The organism is Parvivirga hydrogeniphila (assembly GCF_023371205.1).
Classification (GTDB): domain Bacteria; phylum Actinomycetota; class Coriobacteriia; order Anaerosomatales; family Anaerosomataceae; genus Parvivirga; species Parvivirga hydrogeniphila.
On the sequence record NZ_JAMCCO010000003.1, the window covers coordinates 109,781 to 135,877 of the forward strand.

At 67.7% G+C, this 26,097-nt stretch carries 29 protein-coding genes; 2 read left to right on the plus strand and 27 right to left on the minus strand.

The window, feature by feature from the left end; genetic code table 11:
* Nucleotide 1 precedes the first annotated feature (1 nt).
* From MX659_RS08635 to MX659_RS08750, 24 genes are all read right to left on the minus strand, one after another.
* A complete protein-coding gene (locus tag MX659_RS08635) occupies nt 2-1,306 on the minus strand; it encodes a phenylacetate--CoA ligase family protein (protein ID WP_267193086.1) in 1,305 nt (434 codons plus the stop codon).
* Nucleotides 1,287-2,030: an ABC transporter ATP-binding protein gene (locus MX659_RS08640; protein ID WP_267193087.1), complete on the minus strand. Its 744-nt coding sequence runs from the start codon at nt 2,028-2,030 to the stop codon at nt 1,287-1,289. The genes MX659_RS08635 and MX659_RS08640 overlap by 20 nt, the downstream gene beginning before the upstream one ends.
* Complete coding sequence (locus tag MX659_RS08645) at nt 2,023-2,793, minus strand: ABC transporter ATP-binding protein (protein ID WP_267193088.1); 771 nt, start codon at nt 2,791-2,793, stop codon at nt 2,023-2,025. Before MX659_RS08645 ends, MX659_RS08640 begins: the two co-directional genes overlap by 8 nt.
* Complete coding sequence (locus MX659_RS08650) at nt 2,790-3,773, minus strand: branched-chain amino acid ABC transporter permease (protein WP_267193089.1); 984 nt, start codon at nt 3,771-3,773, stop codon at nt 2,790-2,792. Before MX659_RS08650 ends, MX659_RS08645 begins: the two co-directional genes overlap by 4 nt.
* Nucleotides 3,770-4,648 (minus strand): branched-chain amino acid ABC transporter permease, encoded by an 879-nt coding sequence (locus tag MX659_RS08655; protein ID WP_267193090.1) that lies wholly within the window; start codon nt 4,646-4,648, stop codon nt 3,770-3,772. Before MX659_RS08655 ends, MX659_RS08650 begins: the two co-directional genes overlap by 4 nt.
* 19 nt (nt 4,649-4,667) lie before the next feature.
* Nucleotides 4,668-5,864, minus strand: coding sequence for an ABC transporter substrate-binding protein (locus tag MX659_RS08660; RefSeq protein ID WP_267193091.1), 1,197 nt, complete (start codon nt 5,862-5,864; stop codon nt 4,668-4,670).
* A gap of 43 nt (nt 5,865-5,907) precedes the next feature.
* Nucleotides 5,908-6,348 carry an ACT domain-containing protein gene (locus MX659_RS08665; protein WP_267193092.1) on the minus strand — a complete coding sequence of 147 codons (441 nt, stop codon included), beginning with the start codon at nt 6,346-6,348 and terminating at the stop codon, nt 5,908-5,910.
* A 2-nt stretch (nt 6,349-6,350) separates the two neighbouring features.
* Nucleotides 6,351-6,941, minus strand: a complete 591-nt coding sequence (locus MX659_RS08670; protein ID WP_267193093.1) for an indolepyruvate oxidoreductase subunit beta — start codon at nt 6,939-6,941, stop codon at nt 6,351-6,353.
* Nucleotides 6,938-8,692: an indolepyruvate ferredoxin oxidoreductase subunit alpha gene (gene iorA / locus MX659_RS08675; RefSeq protein ID WP_267193094.1), complete on the minus strand. Its 1,755-nt coding sequence runs from the start codon at nt 8,690-8,692 to the stop codon at nt 6,938-6,940. Before iorA ends, MX659_RS08670 begins: the two co-directional genes overlap by 4 nt.
* A gap of 102 nt (nt 8,693-8,794) precedes the next feature.
* A complete protein-coding gene (locus MX659_RS08680; protein ID WP_267193095.1) occupies nt 8,795-9,913 on the minus strand; it encodes a C40 family peptidase in 1,119 nt (372 codons plus the stop codon).
* Between the two features lie 121 nt (nt 9,914-10,034).
* Nucleotides 10,035-10,553, minus strand: coding sequence for an adenine phosphoribosyltransferase (locus tag MX659_RS08685; protein WP_267193096.1), 519 nt, complete (start codon nt 10,551-10,553; stop codon nt 10,035-10,037).
* A gap of 68 nt (nt 10,554-10,621) precedes the next feature.
* A complete protein-coding gene (locus tag MX659_RS08690; RefSeq protein ID WP_267193097.1) occupies nt 10,622-11,605 on the minus strand; it encodes a potassium channel family protein in 984 nt (327 codons plus the stop codon).
* Nucleotides 11,605-12,150 (minus strand): hypoxanthine phosphoribosyltransferase, encoded by a 546-nt coding sequence (gene hpt, locus MX659_RS08695; RefSeq protein ID WP_267193098.1) that lies wholly within the window; start codon nt 12,148-12,150, stop codon nt 11,605-11,607. Before hpt ends, MX659_RS08690 begins: the two co-directional genes overlap by 1 nt.
* Nucleotides 12,147-12,602: a PDDEXK family nuclease gene (locus MX659_RS08700; protein WP_267193099.1), complete on the minus strand. Its 456-nt coding sequence runs from the start codon at nt 12,600-12,602 to the stop codon at nt 12,147-12,149. The genes hpt and MX659_RS08700 overlap by 4 nt, the downstream gene beginning before the upstream one ends.
* 5 nt (nt 12,603-12,607) lie before the next feature.
* Entirely contained in the window at nt 12,608-13,318 is a 711-nt protein-coding gene (gene ftsR, locus MX659_RS08705) for a transcriptional regulator FtsR (protein ID WP_267193100.1), read from the minus strand.
* 1 nt (nt 13,319) lies between these two features.
* A complete protein-coding gene (locus MX659_RS08710) occupies nt 13,320-13,772 on the minus strand; it encodes an FHA domain-containing protein (protein WP_267193101.1) in 453 nt (150 codons plus the stop codon).
* A gap of 32 nt (nt 13,773-13,804) precedes the next feature.
* On the minus strand, nt 13,805-14,065 hold the full coding sequence (locus MX659_RS08715) for a hypothetical protein (protein ID WP_267193102.1): 261 nt from the start codon (nt 14,063-14,065) through the stop codon (nt 13,805-13,807).
* Between the two features lie 31 nt (nt 14,066-14,096).
* Entirely contained in the window at nt 14,097-14,402 is a 306-nt protein-coding gene (locus MX659_RS08720) for an RsiG family protein (RefSeq protein ID WP_267193103.1), read from the minus strand.
* Nucleotides 14,403-14,489: 87 nt separating this feature from the next.
* Nucleotides 14,490-15,263 (minus strand): lipoate--protein ligase family protein, encoded by a 774-nt coding sequence (locus tag MX659_RS08725; RefSeq protein WP_267193104.1) that lies wholly within the window; start codon nt 15,261-15,263, stop codon nt 14,490-14,492.
* A complete protein-coding gene (gene gcvPB, locus MX659_RS08730; RefSeq protein ID WP_267193105.1) occupies nt 15,260-16,747 on the minus strand; it encodes an aminomethyl-transferring glycine dehydrogenase subunit GcvPB in 1,488 nt (495 codons plus the stop codon). Before gcvPB ends, MX659_RS08725 begins: the two co-directional genes overlap by 4 nt.
* Nucleotides 16,744-18,072 carry an aminomethyl-transferring glycine dehydrogenase subunit GcvPA gene (gcvPA, locus tag MX659_RS08735; protein ID WP_267193106.1) on the minus strand — a complete coding sequence of 443 codons (1,329 nt, stop codon included), beginning with the start codon at nt 18,070-18,072 and terminating at the stop codon, nt 16,744-16,746. The genes gcvPB and gcvPA overlap by 4 nt, the downstream gene beginning before the upstream one ends.
* A gap of 3 nt (nt 18,073-18,075) precedes the next feature.
* Nucleotides 18,076-18,462: a glycine cleavage system protein GcvH gene (gene gcvH / locus MX659_RS08740; RefSeq protein WP_267193107.1), complete on the minus strand. Its 387-nt coding sequence runs from the start codon at nt 18,460-18,462 to the stop codon at nt 18,076-18,078.
* Between the two features lie 19 nt (nt 18,463-18,481).
* On the minus strand, nt 18,482-19,585 hold the full coding sequence (gcvT, locus tag MX659_RS08745; RefSeq protein ID WP_267193108.1) for a glycine cleavage system aminomethyltransferase GcvT: 1,104 nt from the start codon (nt 19,583-19,585) through the stop codon (nt 18,482-18,484).
* A 21-nt stretch (nt 19,586-19,606) separates the two neighbouring features.
* The gene (locus MX659_RS08750) at nt 19,607-20,887 is read right to left on the minus strand and encodes a D-alanyl-D-alanine carboxypeptidase family protein (protein ID WP_267193109.1); all 1,281 of its coding nucleotides are present in this window, start codon (nt 20,885-20,887) and stop codon (nt 19,607-19,609) included.
* Between the two features lie 108 nt (nt 20,888-20,995).
* Here MX659_RS08750 and MX659_RS08755 point away from each other — a divergent pair, with 108 nt between their 5' ends.
* Both MX659_RS08755 and MX659_RS08760 read left to right on the plus strand, forming a co-directional pair.
* Nucleotides 20,996-21,340 carry a competence type IV pilus major pilin ComGC gene (locus MX659_RS08755; protein WP_267193110.1) on the plus strand — a complete coding sequence of 115 codons (345 nt, stop codon included), beginning with the start codon at nt 20,996-20,998 and terminating at the stop codon, nt 21,338-21,340.
* Nucleotides 21,341-21,375: 35 nt separating this feature from the next.
* Nucleotides 21,376-22,203: a GGDEF domain-containing protein gene (locus MX659_RS08760; RefSeq protein WP_267193111.1), complete on the plus strand. Its 828-nt coding sequence runs from the start codon at nt 21,376-21,378 to the stop codon at nt 22,201-22,203.
* On the opposite strand, the gene MX659_RS08765 is transcribed toward MX659_RS08760, so the two are convergent.
* Genes MX659_RS08765 through MX659_RS08775 form a run of 3 tightly spaced genes read right to left on the minus strand, consistent with a single transcriptional unit; the run spans nt 22,200 to nt 25,840 of the window.
* The gene (locus tag MX659_RS08765; protein WP_323745515.1) at nt 22,200-22,631 is read right to left on the minus strand and encodes an ACT domain-containing protein; all 432 of its coding nucleotides are present in this window, start codon (nt 22,629-22,631) and stop codon (nt 22,200-22,202) included. The two genes, MX659_RS08760 and MX659_RS08765, sit on opposite strands and share 4 nt — an antisense overlap.
* A complete protein-coding gene (locus MX659_RS08770; RefSeq protein ID WP_323745514.1) occupies nt 22,631-23,938 on the minus strand; it encodes a phenylacetate--CoA ligase family protein in 1,308 nt (435 codons plus the stop codon). The genes MX659_RS08765 and MX659_RS08770 overlap by 1 nt, the downstream gene beginning before the upstream one ends.
* 30 nt (nt 23,939-23,968) lie before the next feature.
* Complete coding sequence (locus tag MX659_RS08775; RefSeq protein WP_267193113.1) at nt 23,969-25,840, minus strand: VanW family protein; 1,872 nt, start codon at nt 25,838-25,840, stop codon at nt 23,969-23,971.
* Nucleotides 25,841-26,097: the final 257 nt, after the last annotated feature.

The window sequence follows — 26,097 nt, forward strand, 5'->3', positions numbered from 1 at the left end:
GTCACTCCGCTCGACGGTTGTCGATGACCCTTCTGGCCTTGCCTGCCGTCCGCTCTATTGTACCTGGCTCGACGAGCGTCACCTTGGCGTGAAGGCCGACGACAGAGTATATCTTCTCAGCGACACGACGTGTGAAACCGACGAGGTCCGCCATCGCGTCGGAGAAGATGGCCTCCGCCACTTCGATGCGCACCTCCAGATCGTCCATCGGCCCGTCACGGTTCACCACGATGAGGTAGTGCGGCTCGACGCCCTCGATCTGCATGAGCGCGTCTTCGATCTGCGAGGGGAACACGTTCACGCCCCGGATGATGAGCATGTCGTCCGTGCGCGCCCGCACCTTCCGCATGCGCGCCGACGTCCGTCCGCACACGCACGGGCTCGTGTCGATCGTCGTGAGGTCGTGCGTCCGGTAGCGGAGCACCGGGAACGCCTCTTTCGTGAGCGTCGTGATGACGAGCTCGCCCTCCTCCCCTTCGTCGAGCGGCTCGCCCGTCTCAGGGTCGACGATCTCGAACAAGAAGTGGTCCTCCGCCATGTGGAGCCCGCACTGGTGCTCGCACTCGCCTGAGACCCCCGGACCCATCACTTCCGACAGGCCGTAGTTGTCAGTGGCAAGGATTCCCAGCCGGCGCTCGATCTCCTCGCGCATGCCCTCACCGGACGGCTCCCCGCCGAACAGACCCACCCGGAGCGGGAGCGATTTGATGTCGACGCCGGTCTGCTCCGCGACTTCCGCGATGTACAGCGCATAGCTCGGCGTGCACACGAGCGCCGTCGTTCCGAAGTCCTGCATCATCATGAGGTGCCGCTCGGTGTTGCCCGCGCCGGCCGGGAAGATCGTCGCCCCGATGCGCTCGATGCCGTAGTGCATGCCCCACCCGCCGGTGAACATGCTGTACAGGAACGCCATCTGCACGCGGTCCTTCGCGGTGACGCCAGCAGCGGACGCGATGCGTGCGGTGAGCTCCGTCCAGGTGTTCAGGTCGCCCCGCGTGTACCCCACGACGATCGGCTTGCCCGTCGTGCCGGACGACGAGTGCACCCTCACCACCTCGTCCAACGGCACGGCGAACATACCGAACGGATAGGTGTCGCGCAGGGCCGTCTTGTCCGTGAACGGCAGCAGCCGGACGTCGTCCAGCGAGCGGACGTCTTTAGGATGCACGCCTCGCGCTTCGAGCTGCTCCCGGTAGTACGGCACGCGGTCGTACACCCACGCGACGGTCGCCTGCAGCCGCCTGAGCTGCAGCGCCCTCAGCTCCTCGCGGGACATGCACTCGTACTCAGGGTTCCATATCGGCATCGGGCGGCTCCTTCCTGTGCCACGACCCAAGATACGCCAATCGCACCTCATCGTTGCGACGGAGGTCCGACGCGAGTCCTTTGAGGACCACGCGTCCGTTGCGCATCACGTAGCCTCGGTTCGCGTGCTTCAGCGCGAGGTTCGCATCTTGCTCAACGAGAAGCACCCCGAGCCCGTCAGACACGAGATCGTCGAGAACGTCGAAGATCTGCGCCACCACGCGCGGCGCGAGCCCCAACGAGGGCTCGTCGAGCAGTATCACGCGCGGGCGGGACATCAGCGCCCGGCCGATGGCAAGCATCTGCTGCTCTCCGCCGGAAAGCGTCGCCGCCCGCTGCGAGAGGCGATCGGCCAGGACCGGGAAGAGCGTCAAGACCCGCTCCCTCGTTGCCGCGTCGCTTCCCGTCGCGTACGCGCCGAGAGCGAGGTTCTCCTCGACGGTGAGGTCCCCGAAGAGCATCCGCCCCTCAGGTACGAGCGCAAGCCCGCGCCGCACGAGCCGTTCCGGAGGAAGCGCCGTCACGTCGTCACCGGCGAGCCGCACCGCTCCCGCAGACGGCCGCAGAATGCCTGCGATCGCCTTGAGCAGCGTCGACTTGCCGGCGCCGTTCGAGCCCAGCAACGCCACCACCTCGCCGCTTTTCACCGACAGGGACGCCTCCCGTACGACGTCGATCCGCCCGTAGCCCGCACGAACGCCGAGCACCTCCAAGAGCTCAGGCATGCTCAGCCACCTCGCCCAGGTACGCCTCGAGGACTGCCGGGTCCTTCTGGATGAGCAACGGCGGGCCTTCAGCGATCTTGCGCCCTTGATCGATGACGACGATCTCGTCGGAGACCTCCATGACGAGCCCCATGTCGTGCTCGACGACGAGCAGCGTCACGCCCGTGTCCTTGATGCGCAGCAGGGCTTGCGCGAGCTCCTCGGTCTCTCGACCGTCGAGTCCGGCCGCCGGTTCGTCCAGCAGAAGCAGCTGCGGACGGGTGGCGAGCGCCCGCGCAACCTCGACGAGCCGTCGGATGCCGTGCGGCAGGTCCCCAGCTCGCACGTGCCGGTGCTGCTCGATCCCCACGAGCCGCATGACGTGCGCCGCCCGTTCGCGCGCTTCTGTCTCCTCGGCGCGCACACGCGGCAGGCCCAGAGCCGATGCGAGCACAGACGCGCGCAGGTGAAGATGCATGCCGACGAGCACGTTGTCCTCGACGGTCATGGTGTCGAACAGGCGGCTCTCCTGGAACGTCCGAGCCACTCCCCTGCCCACGACCTCGTGCGGCGCGCGGCCGATGAGGTCCTCTCCGTCGAACACGGCGCTTCCAGCATCTGGGCGGTCGAAGCCGGTGAGCAGATTGAACACCGTGCTCTTGCCTGCACCGTTCGGGCCGATGAGCGCTTTGATCGTCTGCTGGTGCACGTCGAAGCTCACGTCGTCGACGGCGTGCACGCCGCCGAACCGCTTGTCCAGCCCTCTGACCGCAAGCAGGCTCACCGGACATCACCCGCGTCCGTCGTCGTGCCGCTCGGTCGCGTGAGTCCACCTCTGCGGGACTTAACGATGAGCACGACGACCACGGTGAGGCCGACCAGGTCCGGCACCCAGTCTTGGATGGTCTCCGCGGCGACGCGCGACACGCCAGGAACGAGCGCGCCTGCATACGGCAGCAGCGTGAAGACCGCCATCGCCGCGAGCGGCCCAGCGAGCGATTCGCGCCCACCGAGCACGACCGACGCCATCAGCAGGATCGAGAGGTCCAGGCCGAAGGTGGACGGAGAGATGAATCCGACGGTGTGCGCATAGAGCGCTCCCGCGAGTCCCGCGAGCGCCGCAGAGAGCGCGAACGTCTGCACCTTCACCGCCGCGACGTTCACGCCAGACGCCGCGGCGCCGGGCTCGGTGGCGTGGAGCGCCCGCATCGCTCGACCTGGCTTGCGCCGCACGACGTTCGCCGCAGCAGCGATGACAAGAAGCGCCACGCCCCACACGAGCAGGTACAGGGTCGCGGGAGTCCGCAGCTCCAGCGCACCGAGCGACGGGAACGGGACGTTGCCCATCCCGTCGATGCCGCCAGTCACTGCTTTGGCCTCTATGAAGACGACGCTCATGATCTCGTTGAAGCCGAGCGTCGCCATCGCAAGGTAGTGCCCTTTGAGGCGCAGGCTCGGCATGGCCACGGCCCACCCCGCTAGAGCGGCCACAGCGACCGCGCCAGCGAGCGACGCTGGCCACGGCATCCGAAGCGTCCCTGCGAGGTACGCCGAGGCGTACGCGCCGATACCGAAGAACGCCGCATGTCCGAGCGAGACCTGCCCTGCGAACCCGAAGAGCAGCGCCAGGCCGACCACGATGATCGAGTTCACTCCCACGAACGTGAGCACTTTCAGCACGTACCGGTCGCTGACGACGAGCGGGACCGCGAGCAGCGCCGCCGCTCCGAGCGCCACGAGCGCCTGGCGATACCGCGCCTTCACAGCTTCTCCCCGAGGTGCCGTCCGACGATGCCTTGCGGCCGCAATACGAGCACGGCGAGCAGCACGACCAGCGCGACCGCGTCTTTGTACGTGCCGGAGACGAACGCGACAGCGCCGCTCTCGAGAAGGCCGAGCGCGAATCCGCCGACGATCGCGCCCACCGGGTCACCGAGACCGCCGAGCAGTGCGGCTGCGAAGCCCTTGAGTCCCATGCGCGCTCCGACGTCGTAGGCCGTCTGCGTCACCGGGGCCACCGCTGCCCCCGCGAGCGCGCCGAGCGCCCCCGCGAGCCCGAACGCGAGCATCACGACGCGCGCAGTGTCGATGCCCACGATGCGCGCAGCATCGTGGCTGATCGAGCACGCGCGCATCGCGAGCCCGACTTTGGTGAAGCGGTACACGGCCGTCAACGCGGCCGCCGCAGCGACCGCGAGGCCGATGACCCACAGCGCTTGCGGATCGATGAGAGCGCCTGCCACCCGCAACGGCTGGCCGGCAGTGAACGGCGGCACCGCTCGCTCGTCCGGTCCGAACAGGTGCCTCGCACCGGACTTGATGAGCATGGAGCAGCCGATCGTGATGATGACGAGCGCGAGCCCTCCTGCCGAGCGAGCTGGCCTCAGCGCCAGGCGCTCCACGAGGCAGCCGATCGCCGCGGTCATCGCGACCGCCCCGATAACGCAGGCGCCGAGCGGCACGCCTGCCGCGACACCGGCCGCGACGAGCATGCCGCCCAGCATGAAGAACTCCCCTTGCGCGAAGTTGATGATGCCGGTCGACGCGAACACCAGCGTGAAACCGAGCGCCATCAGCGCGTATATCGCTCCGTTCTGCAGTCCGGACGCGACGAATTGCAGGGCGTCTGCGCCGCTCATCAGCACCTTCCGCCGCAGCTCACTGCGTGTCGAGCACCCACGCGCCGTTCTCGACGCGGTACAGCACGAGCTCCGATTCCGTCAGACCGTTGTGATCGGTCGGCGAGTAGCTGAACGTACCGCCGACGCCCACGAGGCCCTTCGTCTGCTCGATTGCGTCCCGGAGCTTGGCGGGGGTCGGTTCGCCTTCCACACGCTTGAGCGCGTCGACCACGATCAGGAACGCATCGTACGCGTGTCCTGCGAAGATGTCCGGCGGCTCGCCGTACTTCTGGGTGTACGAATCGATGAACTCCGTTGCGACGCGGTACGCCTCGGTGTCGGTCCCATAGGCGCTCGGCACGAGGATCTTCCCTGCGGCGAACCGGAACCCTTCGGCTCCGTCGCCTGCGCCCTGAATGAACTCCTTGCGTCCGTTTCCGGGCCCCCCGAACAGCGGTTGCGTCATACCGAGCTGCTTCATGCCCTTGGCGATGAGCGCGGCCTCTTTGCCAGCGTTCCACATCAGCACCGCATCAGGCTTGGCAGCGCGGATCTTCGTGAGCTGCGAGGACATATCGGTGTCGCCCGGGTTGAACGTCTCGTCTGCGACGATGGTGATGCCAGCTGCCGGGGCCTCCTTCGCGATGATGGCGTGGCCGTCCTTGCCATATCCGCCGCTGTCTGAGATGAGCGCGACTTTGGCGAGGCCCTTGCCAGCGATCGCCTTCAGCACGAACGGCACCACGATGCGGTTCGGCCACGGCGTCTGGAACACCATCGGGTCGAGCTGGTCGGTGATGACCGACCCGCCGGCCATCGATACCTGCGGCACTCCGGCCCGTTGCACCTCAGAACGCATGGCCATCGTCTGCGCCGTGCCTGTGGCGCCGATGATCGCGAGCACGCCGTCCTGGTCGATCAGCTTCGTAGCAGCGGCCGCGGCCTTCGCCGGGTCCGTGGCGTCGTCTTCGAAGATCACTTCGACCGGGTGGCCGTTGATGCCGCCGCTCGCGTTGACCGCGTCTCGCTGAAGCTCGATGGCCTTCTTCTCGGGCACGCCGAGCCCGGCATAGGTGCCGGTGAGCGAGACGACCGCGCCGATCCGGTACGGCTCCTTGTCGGCCTGCCCGCCTTCGGTCCCACCTCCCTGCTTCGCACCGCAACCGCCGAGCGCTCCAGCGAGCACCGCGGCGACGACGAGCGCTGCCCCGAAGCGCGCGCGCACTCTCGACATGGCTCCTCCTTTCCCGAGCGTCACGCTTGGGCGCGACGCCCCCCTACCCCTGCACCGACGGCCTGAGCGCCGCGATGTCCTCCTGGGAGACCAAACGCACCGGCCTGCCCTCGAGCAGCCGGAGCGCACGGTTCACGTCGGCGACGTTGATGACCACGAGCGTGGCCACCAGCGAATAGACGTACTCGATGTTCACGCCGGCATCCGACACGACCTTGAGGATCCCTGCAAGGCCGCCGGGAACGTCCGGGACGTCGATGCAGATCACGTCGTCCACGCGCACCGTGAAGCCGGCGGCCTTGATCGCCTGCTCGGCCTGCTCGGGCCTGTCCACCACCAGACGCAGGATGCCGTAGTCCGCGGTGTCCGATACAGAGAACCCGCGGATGTTCACGCCTGCGTCTCCGAGGATTCCCGTCACCTCGCTCACGCGCCCCGACTTGTTCTCGATGAACACGGAGATCTGCTTGACGGTTGGACCCATCGCTACCGACACGCTCCTTTCAGACACGCTGCCCTGCCGAGCTCGAACGCGCGCAGGTTCGCCTCGACGGTGGCTGGCGGCACGCGCGACGCGATGACCTCGGCCCACGACTCTTCAGACAGCGGAAGCCCTGCCGAAGCGGCGCCAAGGAGCACGATGTTGGCTGACTTCGACGATCCGGCCTCGCACGCCAACGCTTCCGCATCGACGAAGATGGCGCCTTCGCGCGCGAGCGCGGCTTCAAGGTCGTCGGGCACCCGCGCCGCGCCGACGAGCACCGGCAGCGGCAAGACCACCCGCTGGTTCACCACCAAGCGGCCGTCACGCTTGAGCAACGGGAGCTGCCGTGCGGCTTCGATCATCTCGAACGCGATGAGGTGGTCTGCGGTGCCCGGATCGACGACCGGTGCGTGCACTTCGTCGCCGAACCGCACGAAGGTGATGACCGACCCTCCGCGTTGCGCCATGCCGTGGACCTCCGACAGCCGCACATCGTGCCCGTCTGCCATCGCGACCTTTGCGAGGACGTCTCCGGCGAGGATCGTCCCTTGCCCGCCCACACCGGCCAGCACCACCGTCGTCACGCCGCTCATCGTGCGCTCCCCCCGAGATCGCAGGCCGGTCCTGCCGGCACGATCGCGCCGAAGCGGCACACCTGCTCGCACTGGCCGCAGCCGACGCAGATGGTGACGTCTATCTGCGCATTCCCGCTGTCCGCCTTCGAGATGGCTGGGCAACCGAGCTGGATGCATGAGCCGCACGCGGTGCACACGTCGTCGTCCACGGCGACGGGGTCCTTCACCCGCTTCTCGAGCAGCGCGCACGGGGCCTTGGCGATCAGGACCGCCAGCGTCGGCGCGGCGATCGCCTCTTTGAGCGCCGCTAGTGTCGTTGCGAGATCGAACGGATCGACCGTGCGCACCCACCCGGCGCCGCACGCCCGCGCGAGCGCCTCGAGGTCGAGCTCGCTCGTGTGCTCCCCGGAAAGCGTGACGCCCGAGATGGGATTGCCTTGATGCCCGGTCATCGCCGTGGTGCGGTTGTCGAGCACGACGATCGTGCCGTGGCTCCCGTTGTAGGCCATGTGCACGAGACCGGTGATGCCCGAATGCGCGAAGGTGGAGTCGCCGATGACGCCGATCACTGGGCGTTCGCGCTCGACGAGCGAGGCGCCGTGCGCCATCCCGACGCTCGCTCCCATGCAGATGCACGAGTCCATCGCCGCGAGCGGCGGCGCAGCACCGAGCGTGTAGCAGCCGATGTCGCCGGTCACGACGGCCTTCGTCCTCTTGAGCGCCCAGAACACGCCGCGATGCGGACAGCCGGGGCACATGAGCGGCGGGCGCTCTGGGACCCCTTCACGGACCTTCCGCACCTCCAGGGGGAGCACCCCGAACGCCGCACGCACGACGGCGGGAGTGACCTCGCCCCACGCCGGGAGCGGGACCTCTCGCACCGCGACCCCTGCCTGCACGACCAGGTCCCGCACGAACGGACCGAGCTCCTCGACGACAGCGACCGACTCGACCTCGGCCGCGAAGGCCCGCACCAGGTCCCGTGGGAACGGGTGCACCATGCCGATCTTCAGCACCGAGGCGTCCGGCAGCGCCTCGCGCACCGCACGGTACGCAGCGCCGTCGACGATCACACCCAACGAGCGGTCGCGCAGCTCGACGCGATTCAGACCCGACAGCTCCGCGTGCTCCGCAAGCCGCACGAGGCGCTCCTCGAGGTCGATCCTCCGGCGACGCGCGTTCGCAGGGACCATCACCCACTTGGCAGGGTCCTTGATGTACGGTTGAGGTTGAACCTGAGCCCGTGCGCCGTCGACCTCGACGACACCCTTCGAGTGCGACACGCGCGTCGTCGAGCGCACGAGCACCGGGACGTCGAACTCCTCCGAGATCTCGAACGCCGCGCGTGTCATCGCGAGCGCCTCGGCAGGATCCGCAGGTTCGAGCATGGGCACCTTTGCAGCCACGGCGTAGCGACGGCTGTCCTGCTCGTTCTGCGAGGAGTGCATGCCGGGGTCGTCTGCCACGAACAGCACGTACCCCCCGCCGACGCCCGTGTACGCGAGCGTGAACAGCGGGTCTGCTGCCACGTTCAGCCCGACGTGCTTCATCGTCACGATGACCCGGCCGCCCGCGAGGCTGACGCCGGCCGCGACCTCAGCGGCCACCTTCTCGTTCGGCGCCCATTCGCACCGCACCCCTTCGTAGCGGACCAGGTTCTCCAGCACCTCGGTCGAGGGCGTGCCCGGGTACCCGACCCCCACTGCAACGCCGGCCTCCCATGCGCCGCGCGCGACGGCCTCGTTGCCTGAGAACAGCGTCCGTGCCACACGTCACCTCCGAGGTACCGGATATCCGGCGGATGGCCTGCTGGTTCGCCGAATCATAGCACAGCGGGTATGCAGGCGAATGGCAGACGAAGGGACCGCTTCTCAGAAGCGCGAAGCGCCCACGTAGTCTCCGCGGGACGCGATGCGCTCGGTGAGCGACGACACCTTGACCACGTCGCCGATCTGCGGCGCATGTATGTAGTTGCCGTCACCAGCGTAGATGCCCACGTGGTGGACGCGCGACGGGTCCCCGTCCGTCCCGAAGAACACCAGGTCGCCGGGGCGCAACAGGTCGAGGCGGTCGGGCGGGATGTGCGCTCCTGCCTGGAACTGCGCGGCGCTCGTCCGCGGGAGCGAGATGCCGATCTGCGCGTAGACATACACGCACAGCCCCGAGCAGTCGAATCCCGCAGGAGAAGCGCCGCCCCACACGTACGGGACGCCGAGGTACTTGAGCGCGATGTCGACGACCTCCGGGTGCCCTGCAGGGAGGTCGCCGACCGGCGTCGCCGATCGCCCTCGGCGTGCGGCGGCCGCCGCAGCGGCGGCCCGGGCACGCTCCTCGGCAAGCCGCCGCTGCCGCTCCTCCTCCTGAGCGATGAGCTGCTTCACCTCGGAGTTGAGCGCCTCCACGTACTGCCGCTGCCGCTCGATCGCGGCCTTGATGTCGGCGGCCTGCTGCTCGGCCTTCTTCTTGAGCGCGACCTGCTCTTGCTCTCGGCTCTTGAGCGCCTGCTCTGCCGCCTCGACGCGCCTCTTCGCCGCCGTGGCGTCAGCCACCAGCTGCGCGTCGTACCGTCCGATCCGGCTGAAAAGCTCGACGCGCACGATCAGGTCTTCGAAGGAGGTGGCACCGAACAGCATCTCCAGGACGCCGGCGTCCTCTCCCCGGTAGATCGCCGCCGCTCGCTCCTCCAGCGCTCGACGCCGCTCGGACAGGTCCGCCTTTGCCGCCTCGAGCTCTGCTTCCGTCTTCGCGATGTCCTCGCGCGTCTTGGCGAGCGCCTCGGAGATCGCATTGTACTGCTCGATGGCAATCTCGAGCTCGTCGCTCATCCGCTGAAGTTCCGCCTGAGCGTCCTTCGCCTCGGCTTGCTTGGCGCGGATCTCAGGGGTCGATGGCGTGGCAAGAGCTCGTGGCGCGGCTGCGGCGGACGCACAGAAAGCCGCTGTGACGAGGGTGGCGACGACGCGCACGAGCGTCTGTCTGACGGTCAGCACGCCCACCTCCTGCTGCGTCGATGCTGCGAAAGCGAGGCCGCCTTCTTGCGTGCTTAGAGCGATTCTACCACACGCGACGGCCCGAAGGCCCTACTCGACCACACGCGACGGCCCGAAGGCCCTACTCGACGTGGATGAGCGAGACTATCTTCGCGTCCTCGCCGAGCTTAGCCCGTCCTCCCAGGAAGTCGAGCTCGATGAGGAACGCGAATCCAGCGCACGAAGCGCCCGTCATCTCCACGAGGTGGCGCTTGGCTGCAGCCGTCCCGCCTGTGGCGAGCACGTCGTCCACGATCAGCACCTTGTCCTCGGGTCCGAGGGCGTCCGCGTGGATCTCGAGCGAGTCCGTCCCATACTCGAGCTCGTAGTCGGCCCGCGTCGTGCTCCACGGGAGTTTGCCCGGCTTGCGCGCCGGAACGAAGCCTGCGCCGAGCCTGTACGCGAGCGCGCCACCGAAGATGAATCCGCGCGCTTCGGCGCCCAAGACCTTCGTCACGCCAGCGTCCTCGAACTCGCTTGCGATAACGTCGATCGCCTCGCGGAAGCCCTCGGGGCTTGCGAGCAGAGGCGTGATGTCTTTGAAGATGATGCCTTCCTTCGGGAAGTCCGGGATGTCTCTGATGTAGGAAGCGAGATCCACTGTTCACATCCTCCTTGTCTTGGACGCCACCGGCCAAGGCTAGCAACTCTTCGGGCGAATCGCCACCCTCACACCATGCGTTCGAGCTTGGCGAGCTGTTCGCGCGTCCCCAGTGCGATGATCTCGTCGCCGGCAGCGAACCGCGTGCCTGCGCCCGGATTCGGGTTCACCGCGTCCCCTGAGCGCACCGCGAGCACGAACGCGCCCGTCTTGTCGCGCACCTGCGCCTCGGCGATCGTCTTGCCGTCGAGCTCGGAGCCCGGGCGGACGCGCATCGCGTCCAACCGGTATTCGAGCGCATCGCCGTGCATCACGACGTCGAGGTAGTCCGCGACGACCGGCCGCAGCAGCATCGCCGCCATGCGCCTGCCGCCGATGACGTTCGGCGTGATCACGCGGTCCGCCCCGGACGCGAGTATCTTGCGCTCCGACGCGAGGCTCGTCGAGCGCGCGACGATGAACAGGTCCGGGTTCAGCATGCGCGCGGTGAGCACGACGAACAGGTTGTCCGCGTCGGTGTCCACCGCTGCCACGAGCCCTTTCGCGCGCTTCACGCCTGCTTGGAGCAGCACCTCTTCGGACGTGGCATCGCCGTGTACGAACAGCCAGCCTGCCTCTTCTGCCGCCGCTTTGCACTCATCGCACGAGTCGATGACGACGAACGGCACGCCCTCCTCTGCAAGCGAGCGAGCGACGACCGACCCGACCCGACCGATGCCGACGACGATGTAGTGACCGGACAGCTCTGAGATGCGCTTCTGCATGCGGCGGCCCTCCAGAATCGCGCGCAAGTGACCTTCCACCATGAACTCGACGATGGTGCCGAACGAATACCCGAGCGCTCCCACGCCGGCGAGGATCAGCGCCATCGTCATGAGGCGCCCGGCGCCGCCCAGAGGCCGGACCTCCCGGAACCCGACGGTCGCGATGGTGATGACCGTCATGTACAGGGAATCGAGAAGCGGCCACCCTTCGATCAGCGTGTAGCCGAGCGTGCCCCCGACGAGGATCGCGAAAAGGATCGCAACGGCCCTCACGAACCGCTGTAGCATCAGCCCATCACCTCTTCGCGCACGACGGCGACGTACGGGAGGTTCCGGTAGCGGCCGCCGAGGTCGATGCCGTAGCCGACCACGAACACGTCAGGGATCTCGATGCCGCGGTACACGATGGGGACGTCGGCGATGCGGCGAGCACGCCGATCGAGCAGCGTGCACACCGCGAGGCTCGCAGGCGACCTGCCTGCGAGCACACCGAGCAGGTAGTGGAGCGTCAGCCCGGTGTCCACGATGTCTTCGACGACGAGGACGTGCTTGCCGGAGACGTCCTCGTCCAGGTCCTTCACGATACGGACCGTCTCGGCGCTCCCGTACGACGATATCGCCATGAAGTCGAGCTTCACGTCGAGCTCCACGCGACGGCTCAGGTCGGCCAGGAACACGAGGCTTCCTCGCAGCAACGAGACGAGCACCAGGTCCTTGCCGCGGTAGTCCTCCGTGATGCGCGCCCCGAGACGCACGCAGATGTCCGCGATCTCCTCTTCCGTGAGCAAGACGCGTTCGATGAGCGGGTCATGGATCGTGTAGTAGCCGCTCACGGCATCCGGCCTTCGCTAGGCCCGAGGCCTTCGTCCGGGGCCACCCCGCCGCCTTCCTCGTGTGGCATCTCGCGCCCCGGGATGCCGAACTTGAACAGGAGCTTCTTGAAGTCTTTCTGGTACAGGAGCAGGATCTTCACTTCCGGGTACAGCTCTTTGAGCCTCCGCACCTTGCGGTTCTTCTTCGTGACGAGCTTCTGGCTCATGGTCGTGAGCTCGAGGTAGAGGTCGTAGTCGGGCAGGTAGAAGTCGGGCGCGAACGACGCGATGACGTTGCCGCGGGAGTCCCACTCGATCGGGAAGGTGGTCGGCTCGTACTCCCACCGCACGTGATAGAAGTCCAAGATCCGTGCCGCGACACGTTCACTAGGGTGCGCGAACGCCGTCCGGGCCGCCTTGTCCGTCACAGGCAGCCCGTCGAACGTCTCGTGCTCGGACGGTGCAGAGACCATGCGTGTCACGTCACGTCTTCGAACGTCCTCGCGAGCGCACGGTGCAGCAACGCGCTCTTGAGCGTCGCAGTCAGCTCAGTGAGCTTGGCGAGCGCTTCCAGCAGCTGTTGCCGGACCTCAGGCGTCCTGCTCATGTACGCGGGCATGAGGACCTGTGAGAAGAACGCCGCTTCCCGCTCAGCGAACGTCTCGTACATCCGCAGGTGCCGTGGCTCGATGCCGAACTTGCGCAGGTCCCAGCAGGCGTGAGCGATCGCCACATCTGCCTGAGGAAGCTCGTCTCCGGACTCGCCTTTCACGAACGCGATGAGGCCGAAGTCCTCCAATTCGCGCAGGAACGCGACCGGGATGCCGAGCGACTCGGGAGCCGCCGAGAGCGGGACCGTCTCCGCTGCCTCCAGAGGCAACCGGGCCGTCTCTGACGACGCGACGACATGCGCGATGTCGGACGGCACGCGCCCTTTGTCCAGGTCGTCGAGACGCTCGCGGATGACGGCCAGCGGCATGTAGTGCTCCTTCTGGAGCGTCAACACCAGCTCGAGCCGCGAGACGTCCGCCTCGTGGAACTTGCGATACCCGCCAGCCGTGCGCTCAGGGCTGACGAGCCCCTCCTCTTCCAAGAAGCGCACCTTCGAGATGGTCAGGTCCGGGAAGCGGGCCTTGAGCTTCTCGACGACCTCGCCGATGGTCATGTAGTCCTTGTGAGCGGTGGGCACGCTAGACACCTCCTCCCTCGAGGAAGAGCAGCTGGAACCGCCCGATCTGCACGAGGTCGCCGTGCTTGAGGGTGGCCTTGTCGACGCACACATCGCCGACGTAGGTGCCGTTCAAAGAACCCGCATCGGCGATGGTGACGCCGTCCGGACCTACCTCGATGACCGCGTGCGACCTCGACACGGTGACGTCGTTCAAGAAAATGTCGCTCGCCGGGTTGCGACCGATCGTCAGGCTGGACCTGTCGAGGTAGAAGCGCTCTCCGGCGTCAGGACCCTTGCGGATCACCAGCACCGGAACGTCTGCGGTCTCAGCTCCGAGATCCGCTGTCGCTCCGGGCGCAAAAGCCGAGACGGGCTCGAACGACGCGGTGTTCTCCTGCAGCCGCGCTCCGCACGCTGCGCACGTCTTCGCGCTGTCTGGAGCTTCAGCGCCGCACGCCGGACACACCTGCATCGGAACCACCTCCGAGCGCTCCTGCGCCCGCACTAGTCGAGGAACCCGAACTCCCTGGTCTTGAAGGAGTGCGCGATCTCCTCTTCGAGCGCGCTCACCACTTCGGGGTTCTCGAGGACGTGCGCAAGCTTCTCCTCGTTCAACCGGTTCTTGACGTACGGGTCATTCAGCACGTCGGTGAGCTTGCGGCCATTGTGGACCTCGCGGACGATGTACTCGACCACGCGCTCCTCCACCACGTCTGCAGCCATCTCCTCCAGGAAGGCCTGGAGCTTCTCGGTCAGGCTCGCCACGCTCGTCTCCTCACGTCGAAGGCCCTGTCCCCTACTGCTCGTCGTCCTCGTCTTCGGTGACGTCGACCGTCGAGACGCCCCGGAAGTCGTTCGCGAGGATGTCGATCAGCCGCTCGATGTCGTGCGGCGATACCACATCCTTGCCGCTCTGGCGCTCCTCTTTCAGGCGCCGGACGAGCTCCGCGCGCAAGATGTCGATCTTGCCGTGCAGCACACGGCGACGGTAGCTCACGCGTTGCTCCTCGGCGTGCAGCTCATCGAGCAGGGCTCGGAGCTCCTCGATCGACTTCTCTTCCAGGTTGACGAGCGGAGTGTCCTCGCTCTTCTTCTCTGCCATCGCCGCCCCCTCCGTTCCTCATCTCGAATCTCATTCTAGCAGACCCGACCCTCAGCCGCAGGTTGAGTGTCGGTCCTTTACCGTTCCTTACCCGACACGCACCGCGTGACTCGCGGCGGTCCGCTCGGCCTCTGCGCGTTCGGCCTCCGTGAGCGCAGCCTCCTCGAACGCCACTCCCAAGACCTGCTCGAACGACGCCTGAACGGCCTGTGCGATGCGCTCGGTATCAGGCGGATCGCCGAGCACGTCTGCGAGCGTCGCGGTGGTGGCAGCCAGCTGCGACGCGGCCGCCGGGTCGAGCCGGAAGATGGCCGCCTCGCGCCCCACATCGCGCGAGCGTACGAACGACCCGTGCTGGAGACACGCGTCAGAGAGCCAGACCTGCGCGCTCCCTGAGAGCTTGGCCGCCCCAAGGGAAAGATCGGCGTGCGTCGCGTGCAGGTAGCACGCGCTCGCCGCACGGTTGCCGCGCGGACGCGCCGTGATCTCGGCAGGAACACCCAGCCTCCGGTACGCCTCAGCCAGCGCACGAGAGAGCAGGCGATAGCTTGCCACCACGCCACGCGGGATCCCGTCCTCGACCCCGGCGATGACCGAATACGTGAGCTCGTCGTCATGGAGCACGCCGCGGCCTCCCGTCGGCCTGCGCACGACCTCGACACCGAAGCCTCGCACCGCGTCTGCGTCGAGGTCTTCGGCGGACTGGAACTTGCCGAGCGACACCGTCGGCGTGCTCCACCGGTAGAGCCGAAGCGTCGGCGGCGCCTCGCCCCGTGCACGGGCGGCGAGCATCGCCGCGTCGACGGCCATGTTCCACGCCCCGTCGCACGCGCCGTCGAGGATGAGCCGCCACGCCTTCACGCGTCTGCGCGAGCCTCCGATGCGGGTCTCCAGGCCACGTCGGGCTCCTTGACGGCCCGGGCCTCGTCGAGCCGCCGCACCGGTGTCGTGTACGGCGCCCCGTGGAGCCGCTCCGGGTCTTGTTCGGCCTCCGTGGCGATGGCGAGCATCGCCTCGACGAACGCGTCCAGCGTCTCGAGCGACTCGGTCTCGGTGGGCTCGATCATGATCGCTTCGTCGACGATGAGCGGGAAGTACACCGTCGGAGGGTGCACGCCGAAGTCGAGCAGACGCTTGGCGATGTCGAGCGTCCGCACGCCGTACGACTTGCGGAACCGGGCGCCTGACGCGACGAACTCGTGCATGCACGAGCGCTCGTACGGCACGTCGAACACGTCTTTAAGGCGCGCCATCAGGTAGTTCGCCGATACGACCGCTTGCTCAGAGACCTCCACAAGCCCATCACCACCGACCGCGCGGATGTACGCGTACGCCCGGACCAGCACGCCGAAGTTGCCAGCGAACGAACGCATCCGCCCGATCGAGCGCGCCGGACGAGCGAGCGCATACCCGCTTCCGTCCGCAACGACGACCGGCGTCGGCAGGAATTCGGCGAGCGCAGCAGAGACGCACACCGGGCCCGCCCCAGGACCTCCGCCGCCGTGCGGCGTGCCGAAGGTCTTGTGCAGGTTGATGTGCACCGCATCGAAGCCCATGTCGCCAGGGCGGACCTTGCCCATGATCGCATTCAGGTTCGCGCCGTCGTAGTACGCGAGCGCGCCCGCTTCGTGCACCAGGCGCGTGATCTCCAGGATGTTCTCGTCGAACAGGCCGAGCGTGTTCGGGTTCGTGAGCATGATGGCGGCGACGTCCGGTCCCAGCGCGGACTTCAGCGCATCGACGTCCACCCCGCCGCGCTCGTCGCTCGGCACCTGCGTGACCTCGTAGCCGCACATCGCGACCGTCGCCGGGTTCGTGCCGTGTGCGGAATCCGGGACGAGCACGCGCCGCCGTGCGTCGCCTCGCGACTCGTGGTACGCCCGGATGACCATCAGTCCCGTGAGCTCGCCGTGCGCGCCAGCTGCCGGCTGCAACGTCACCGCAGGCAGCCCCGAGATCTCAGCGAGCGCTTCTTGCAGGTCGTGCATGAGCCGAAGCGCACCCTGGACGCTTCGCGCCGGCTGGTAGGGGTGGATGCCCGCGAAACCGTCGAGCCGGCATGCCCGTTCCCCGATGCGCGGGTTGTACTTCATCGTGCACGAACCCAGCGGGTAGAACCCGCTGTCCACGCCGAAGTTCAGTCCGGCGAGGCGCTCGTAGTGACGAGCGATCTCGACTTCCGTGACGTGCGGAAGGTGCGGGGCGTCCGCGCGCACGGCATCCCCGAACACGGAGGCGAGGTCGGTCTCGGGGACGTCTGGCTGCGGCGGAAGGACGCATGCGGACTCCGGTGCGCCCGTCTCGAAGATGAGCCGCCCGAGATCGCGGTCGGAGCGTACGCTCACAGCGACGCCACCTCCTTCACGAACGCGTCGATCTGCGCCTTCGTGCGCTTCTCGGTCACCGCGAAGATGACGACGCCTGCCAGACGGTCGTCGAAACCGCCCGCATCGACGCCCGCCACGTACCCGCGGTCGAGCAGCGCCTCGCGCATCGCCTGCACGTCGCCGTCGTAGCGCAGCGCGAACTCGTGCGCGAACGGCGCGTCGGAGAACCGCTCGAACCGTCCCGTGGCCACGAGCGCGTCGTGCAGGTAGTGCGCCTTGGCGATGCACGCTCGCGCGATGCCCGCAAGCCCGCGCGCGCCGACCGCTGAGAGGTACACAGCGGCAGCGAGGGCGTTCAGCGAGTGGTTGGAGCAGATGTTCGACGTCGCCTTCTCCCTGCGGATGTGCTGCTCGCGGGTCTGCATCGTGAGCACGAACCCGGGCCTTCCTTCCACATCCACCGTGCGACCGACGATGCGTCCGGGCATCTGCCGCAAGAACTCCGACCGTGCAGCGAACAGCCCGAGTCCCGGCCCGCCGAACGACATGGGGTTCCCGAGCGGCTGCCCCTCGCCGACAACGATGTCTGCCCCGAGCGCGCCCGGGGCCTCCATGACGCCGAGCATGATCGGGTTCGCCGCCACGACCGCGAGCGCGCCGGCCTCGTGCGCACGCGTGCACGCGAGACGGACGTCTTCGACGCATCCGAAGAAGTTCGGCGAGGCCACGAGCACGGCCGCCGCGCCCTCAGCGAGCTCGCGAAGCGCATCTGGATCGGTCACGCCATCGCGAGCGGGCGCCTCGACCACCTCGATCGTGCCTCCTCGGGCGTAGGTTCGCAGCACCTCGCGCCACTCGGGATGCACCGTCTCGCTCACCACCACGCGGTGCCGCTTGGTGACGCGCGCGGCCATGAGCGCGGCTTCCGTGAGCGCGGTGGCCCCGTCGTACACGGACGCGTTGGCGACGTCCATCCCGGTGAGCGCGCACACCATCGACTGGTACTCGTAGATCGCCTGCAGGGTGCCTTGGCTCACCTCAGGCTGGTACGGCGTGTAGGCGGTGAAGAAGGCCGGCTTGCTCAGCACAGCGTCCACGATGGCCGGGACGTAGTGGTCGTAGCAGCCAGCGCCAGCGAACGACACCAGGCCGCTCGCGTTCTCGTTCGAGAGCGCTTCCAGCTCGGCCGCGAGCTCCACCTCGCTCAGACCATCCGGCAGTGCGATAGGCCGGTCGAGCCGCGCCTGTGCAGGGATCGGAGCGAACAGCTCGTCGACCGAGCGCACGCCGATAACAGCGAGCATGCGTTCCCGCTGCTCGCACGTGACCGGGACGAATCGCATCGGCTACGCTTCCTCGGCGATGAAGGACTCGTACTCGTCGGCGGTCATCAGGCCGTCGAGCGCGATCGCCGGATCGGCCACGCGCACCTTGATCATCCAGCCGTCCTCGTACGGGCTCGAGTTGACGAGCTCGGGAGCGTCCGCGAGCGCGTCGTTCACCTCGACGATCTCGCCGGAGACCGGCGAGAACAGTTCGGAGACCGACTTCACGGACTCGATCTCGCCGAACGAGTCGCCTGCGACGACCTCGTCACCGACCGACGGCAGGTCGACGTAGACGACCTCGCCCAGCTGGTCTTGCGCGTAGTCGGTGATGCCGATCGTCGCGACGTCGCCGTCGAGCCGCACCCACTCGTGCTCGCGGTCGTACCTCAGGTCCGCCGGATACATCCTTCGTGCTCCTTCCACGTCATGACGCTGGCTTGTCCAGCGACGTCCCCTTCACGAACGGCGGCCTGACGACCACCGCGCGCGACACCTTCCGCCTGATGGCGACGCCGAGCTCGGTGCCAGGCGCGGCCAGCTCCGCCGGCACGTACGCGGTCGCGATGCCCGTGCGCAGAGACGGCGAGAACGTGCCGCTTGCCACCTTACCGACCTCGGTCTCGCCGTGCAACACGGGATACCCGTGCCGCGGCACCCCCTCGTCGACGAGCAAGCCCACGAGACGCTTCTTCGGGCCTTCTTCCTTGATGCGCGCGATCGCCTCCCGCCCGATGAACTCGCCTTTGCCGAGCGCCACCGTCCAGCCGAGGCCCGCCGAGATCGGATCCACGCCCCGGTCCATGTCGCTCCCGTACAGCGCGTAGCCCATCTCCAGCCGAAGCGTGTCGCGGGCGCCTAAACCGCACGGCTGGACCTCCGGGAACGACAGGAGGAGCCGCCAGATGGCGACGGCGTTGCTCGCGTGGCAGACGATCTCGACGCCGTCCTCGCCCGTGTAGCCCGTGCGGGCGAGCAGCACGGGGACGCCGTCGAGCCGCGCTTCCGCGATGCTGAAGCGGGCGGGCGGCTCGAAGCCCGCTCCTGCAAGATCTCCGATGACTCGCAGCGCTTCAGGGCCCTGCACGGCGATCAGGCCGGTGCGGTCGGACTCGTCCACCGCCTCCACGCTCCTGGCCAGGTGCGCCGTGAACCAGTCCCAGTCCGAATCGTGGTTGGCCGCATTCGCGATGACGAGGTACTCGAGGTCGCCTGTGTGGTACACGATGAGGTCATCGATGATGCCGCCGTCCTCGTCGCACATCACCGTGTAGACGGCGCGGCCGATCTCGTCGATCTTGCCAAGATCGTTCGTCACGATCCGCTGGAGGGCGTCTTTCGCGTCGAAGCCGAAGAACCGGAACTCGCTCATGTGGCACACGTCGAAGACGCCCACGTGCTGCCGCACCGCCAGGTGCTCCTCGATGATGCCCGCGTACTGCACCGGCATCTCCCAGCCGGCGAACGGCACCATCCGGGCGCCGAGAGCCAGGTGTTCTTCGTACAGAGGCGTGCGCTTCAGTTCGCTCATCGAGAGTCCCTTCGTCTCGTATCACCGAACGGCAGGCGCCACGACCTGCCGCCTCGCCATCAGCGGGCCGCCGAAGAGCCGTCGCCAGACCCGCATCGCCCACACGACGACCCGCTCGTGCCACGCAGGAGCAGCGACATCTTGCGCGGCGACCACCGGGACCTGCGCGACGATCCGGTCGCCCTGCACCACCGTCACCGTCCCGACGCGGTCGCCGCGCCGCACGGGGGCGCGGACGCTCTCCGCGACAGAGACGGTGGCTTCCAGCGCCCCGCGCACGTCGAACACGGGGGCTGTAGCGTCCGTCGACACCACGGCATGAACCGCGAGGTCAAGATAGTCCTCCACTGGCACAGCAGCAACCGTCGTGCCCTCAGAGACGAGGCGTCGGACGCGATAGTGCGCGAAGCCCCAATCCAACAGCGCTCGTGCCTGAACGAACCGGTCGCTTTCGCTGCGCGTTCCGAGCACGACGCCGACCAGTCCGACGCCGTCGCGCTCCGCGGACGTCACGAGGCAGTACCCTGCATCGTTCGTCCAGCCCGTCTTCACCCCGGTCGCGCCCGGATACGAGCCGATCAGCTTGTTGGAGTTCTCGTACCGAGTGGGACCCCATGCGGCAGGGACCCGGACTGCGGGCATCGCGACGATACGCCGGAACTCCGGGAGAGACAGCGCATAGCGCGCGATGGTCGCCAGATCGCGGGCCGTGGCGTAGTGGTCCGGAGCGTCCAGTCCGTGCACGTTGGCGAAGTGCGTGCTCGTAGCGTCGAGCTCTGCGGCCTTCGCGTTCATGCGCTCGACGAACGCGCGCTCGGAACCGGCCACGTGGATCGCGAGCGCGGACGCCGCATCGTTCGCCGAGTGGACGAGCATGGCCTCCAGCAAGGTCCGCACGCCCAGGCGCTGCCCTGCGACGAACCCAGCCTCCGACTCGCCGACCGCTGCGGCCTCAGGAGCGATCTCGACGGTCTCGTCCAGGTCCTTGACCGACTCCAGCACCACCACGGCTGTCATGATCTTCGTGATGCTCGCCATCGCCCGCTTCTCGTCCGCGGCGCGCGCCCAGAGCTCTTCCCCGTCCCCAGTGACGAGGATGCCCGCGGCGCAGTCCACGTCCGGCGCTGACGCTTCGAGAGCGGGCGACGCCGAAAGCGGCTCTCCACCGAGGCGGTCATCGGGCCGCACGGACGCGGCCGCAGGAGGCGCCGGCGAGACCCCCAGCGCGCACGTGAGCATACACGCGAGCGCGAGCACGAGCACGAGCGCGCGTCGCCTCAGAGGCGCTGGCTCGCGGCTCACGAAGGTCTCATGTCGTGGCGTCATGGCGCCGATTGTATAGGAAGTGGACTGCAGGACATGCGGTATACTTGCTGGCGATCGTGGGCGGCGGCTTGGGGGACGGCATCGATGCTCTTTCGACGCACGGAGCGCTCTGACAGCGGATTCACTCTCACGGAGATGATGGCTGTGCTCGTCGTCATCTCCGTCCTGGCGCTGATCGCCATTGCGTCGTACTTCAACGCTGCGAAGCGCGCAGGTGCCGCTGCATGCATCGAGAACCAGCGCATCATCGAGGAGGCCATCCCTGTATACATGGCGCTGCACGGAGGTGAGAAGCCCACCACGATCGATGACCTCGAGCCCTACGTCCGGACCTGGGCGAACGTGACCCGCTGCCCCACGGACAAAGATGTCACCCTCACCCTCGACCCGGTGACCCTCAAGGTCTCCTGCCCGCTCCACCCGAGGTAGACGCCGCTTGCGCCATCCGCGAAGGGAGTCTGGCTGTGAAGTACACGCGCTTCGAGACGCTCGTCATCGCACTGGGAGCGGCCGTGGTCGCCGCAAGCGTCCTGGTGCCTCGAGAGGTCGCACCGCAGTGGCCTGAGCTCGTCGCTCAAGCCCTCCTGTTCGTCACCTTCGCGGCGGCCGCGCACTGGGGACGCAACGGCGGATCGGTGACTGCGATGGCCTCGGCGCTCATCTACGTGCTCACGCGCGTTCCCTTGCTCTCCAGCCAGGGGCTCACCAGCAATGTCGCAGGAGCACTGCTCACCCGTCTCGTGGCGTTCGCCGTGGTCGGCATCGTCGGGGGCGAGGTCTTCGGGCGGATCAAGTACTTCCTCGCCCGCGTGGATGGCTCGATCATGCTCGACGAGTATACGCAGGTGTACAACCGCAAGTACTGCTCCCAGGCGTTGCGCAACGCCATCGGCCAGTACCAGCGGTACCAGACGCCGTACTCGGTCACGCTGCTTTCGCTCTCGCCGGCGCTGTTCGCCGAGCTGCGCCCCTCCCGGCAGCACTCGATGCTGAAGTCGGTGGCCAATCACATCCGGAGCGACATCCGCCTCGTTGACGACGTCGGCTACCTCGGCGATGGCCGGTTCCTGCTCATGTTCCCCAACACCCCGAAGGCTGGTGCGGAGGTCGCCGCAGATCGCCTGCGGGCCGGGGTCCGAGACCTGTTGGGTGCGAAGGACGAGTCTGTCTCGGCGACGGTGCTGAGCGTGGCCGAGGACCCCTCGGCGATGTGCGAACTCGCGCGCTCGCTCGAGCCTGCCCCGCCACCACGTCTCGACGACGTGTGCGCAGGTGTGCAGGAGCAGGGCTAGTCGGCGACGTACAGTCTGGCTCGATCCGCGAGCGCGATCCTGGCCCGCGCGAGCGCCTGACGCGCTCGTTCCGGCTCGTCCACGCGCAGGATGTCGACCGCCGCGCTCCCGGTGGGCTCGACGAAGCAGTATGCGTACTCCACGTTGATGCCGTCTGCCTGAAGCGCTTCGAGCACGTCAGCGAGGCCGCCCGGTCGGTCGGGGACCTCGACGGCAAGCACCTCGGTGAGCGAAGCGCCGAACCCGGCGTCGTCGAGCAGTTGCACAGCACGACGCGGCGTGTCGCAGATGATGCGCACCACGCCGAACTCGCTGGTGTCCGCGACCATGAGGGCGCGCATGTTGATGCCCGCGTCGCCGAGCACCCGCGTGAGCTCCGCAAGGCGCCCGGTCGTGTTCTCGAGGAAGACGCTTACCTGCTCCACCATCACGCCGTCCCTCCTTCGTTCCGCAGGTCGAGGACCCGCTTGGCCTTGCCCTCGCTCCGCTGGATGGACTTGGGCTCGACGAGCTTCACGTCGATGGAGATCGCGAGCGCGGAGGTGATCTCCTGCGCCACCGTGCGCCTCAACGCTTCGAGCGCTTTGACCTCGTCGAAGGCGATCTCCGGTGCGACTTCCACGTGCACCTCGACGTGGTCCATGACGCCGCGCTTGGTGAGCACCACCTGGTAGTGCGGCGCGACGCCCGGGATGCCGGTCAACACCTGCTCGATCTGGCTCGGGAAGACGTTCACGCCGCGGATGATGAGCATGTCATCGGTGCGGCCGGAGATGCGTTCGAGCCGCCGGAAGGTCCGCCCGCACGCGCAGCGGCCCGGCACGATGCGCGAGATGTCGCGCGTGCGGTACCGAACGACCGGGATGCCTTCTTTGGTGAGCGTCGTGAAGACGACCTCGCCCTGCTCTCCGTCCGGCACCGGTTCGAGCGTGTGCGGGTCGATGATCTCGACGATGAAGTGGTCCTCGTTCACGTGAAGCCCACACTTGTGCACGCACTCGGATGCGACGCCCGGACCGAGGACCTCGGAAAGCCCGTAGATGTCGATGGCGACGATGCCGAGCGTCTCTTCGATCTGGCGGCGCATGTTCTCGCTCCACGGCTCGGCGCCGAACACGCCGAAGCGCAGCGGCAGCGTCTTGGGATCGATGCCCATCTCGAGCGCCGTTTCGCCGATGAGCAGCGCGTACGACGGTGTGGCACCCAGACCGGTGACGCCGAAATCCTTGAGCACCTGTACCTGGCGCTTGGTGTTGCCGCCCGAGATCGGGATGGTCGTCGCGCCGAGGCGCTCGCTTCCGTAGTGCACGCCGAGCCCGCCGGTGAACAGCCCGTAGCCGTAGCTCACCTGGATCACGTCGTCAGGCGTTGCGCCCGCGCACACGAGCGTGCGCGCCATGAGGTCCGCCCAGCGGTCGATGTCGCCGCGGGTGTAGCCGACGACCGTGATCTGACCCGTGGTCCCCGACGACGCGTGCACCCGCACGATGTCGCGCAGCGGCGCTGCGAACATGCCGTACGGGTACGCAGAACGAAGGTCGTCTTTCACCGTGAACGGCAGCCGCGTGAGGTCCGCAAGCGAGCGGACGTCGCTCGGCTTGATGCCAGCGTCGTCGAACATGCGCTGATACAGCGGCACCGACGCGTACACCCGCTCGAGCGTGGCTTTCAAGCGCTCGAGCTGGAGCGCTTCGAGGTCTGCGCGCTCCATCGCCTCGTACTGTGGCTGATACACCCCGCTCCCCTTTCCCCTCCCGGTACCGGCTTACGGTCCGGATGTCGTGGACGTCGATGGCGTGGAGGATAGCACCTTCGTCCCGACGCGCACGACCTCCTCTGCGGGCCGGTAGACGGACTTGAAGGTGTCTTTGCGCACCACGGCGCCGTTCTTCTTCACGATACGGGTGACGATGACCGAACGGCCTTTGACGCCCTTCTCCTCGATGACGCGGGTACCGACGGGAAGCGTCGGGTCTGGCACCTCTTTGACGGGATAGTCCCGCAGATCGAAGAAGTCGCTCGTCGTGTAGCTCACGTCGTAGCCAGGATCGGTGCCGTACAGGGAGATGGTGATAGTGGAAGAGGTGTACGACGTCGCGATGAGGATCCAGTGCTCGGTGTCGTTGCGGAACTTGAAGTCGGGCCCGCCCCACGACACCGTCGCGTCGCGGCCCTTCGGATAGTGGCTGATGTAGAGCGAGTGGTTGTGCCGCTCCACGACAGGCAGGCCTGAGAAGAAGACTGTGTTGAAGATGGTGGTCCCGACCTGGCACACGCCGCCGCCCAATTGCGGCACGAGCTTGCCGTTGACGATGGCGTTCGCCTCCTGGTAGCCCTTCTCGGCGGTCCGAGGCCCGATCGTCTCGTTGAAGGAGAACACGCCTCCCGGCGGCACGAGCGTGCCGTCGAGCGCATCGGCGAGCAGGTGGATGTTGGTGACGCGCGGCTTGTTCGATGGCGAGTAGTCGGTGGTGTAGGTGGCGATGCGCTCCTTGATGCCCATGCTCTTGGCGTCTTCGGTGGTGATGTCCGGCTCGACGCGGCGCATGGGAAGATCGACGACGCGCTCGCCGTCGCCGGTGAGGGCCTCAAGCGCCGACTTCGCGAACGCCTCGGCGTCGAGCGACAGCCCGTCTTGCGACGGCACGATGGTCACGCTGCCGTTCGAGACCTTGAACGACGCATCTTTCGCGACCTTGCCCACGCTCCCGATGATCGGCGTGAGCGTCCGTGACACCTCTTCGCTCGCGAGGTAGCACTCGAGCGCGAGGCCCGCGGACCCGCTCGCCTCGCTCGCCCGGAAGGCCAGCCACTGCGAGATGGTCGTCGGCTCGATCGTCCACGAGGACTTCTCGTAGCGCACCAGGAGCGGCGCGCTCACGGCGCGCTTCGCCGCTTCGAGCGCGGCCTGCGCCATCGCGTCTTGGATGGCGGCGCGGACGGGCACGAGCAAGAGCTCGACTGTGCGTTCGTCGCTTGCGAGGGCCGCGGCGATGGCCTCGCGCGCGCGGACCCGATCGACGCCGAGCCCGTCGTGAGCAGGCACCAGGCGGACGTCGGTCCCGCGCACCTCGACGGTAGCGTCTTTCGGTGGCGTACCCACCGAGCCGTCGATGGCGTCGAACAGGCCGGCAAGCGCGTTCTCCTCGAGAGCCACGCGCAGCGGGAGGCGCTCGCCGCCAAACCACGCGGCCACACGCTCTTTGACTGCGACCGCCGGGTTGGCCGCGCGGCCGATGCGGTAGGCGGCCTGCGCGAGCCCGGTCGCGTCGACCGACCCGCCGACCTCCTGCGCCGTGATCGACCACTGCTGGCCGCCTGCTGTGATCGTGACCGTGCGGTCGAGCACCTTCGTCGCACCGCTCGCGATCGCCTTCGCGGCCTCGTCGATTGTCTTGCCGCCCACGGCCACCCCGTCGACCCGCACGCCCGGGTGGATCCGGCCGGCGGACGCTGCCGCATCTGCTGCGACGGCGAGCACGAGCAGCGCTGCGATGCCGCTGGCGACAGCCAGCCCCGGCCTGGCGCGAAGAGCGCCCCACACGCCGCGGCGCTGAGCGACCTCGCGGCGCGCGGCGCGCGGCGGCCTCGCCTCGATGGAGACGTCGTTCGTCGGTGTCTCTGGTTCTTGGTTCATGCGGCGGCTTTCCTCGAAGTCCTGGAAGACACGCGAATCGTCGCAGCAGTATACCTGAGCCGAGCGCCTGTTCGCTCGCCCGTCACCGTACGGATGCTTGCACGGTCACTGCTCGTCGGCGATCGCGCGCTCGACGATGCCGATGTATCGGCGCACGATCTCGTCTGCGGCTTCGGCCGAGTCGCCCTCCGCGTGCACGTCGACCGTGGCGAGAAGCATCTAATACAGGGGGGTCAGGCGGCGTCGGCGAACCGTGA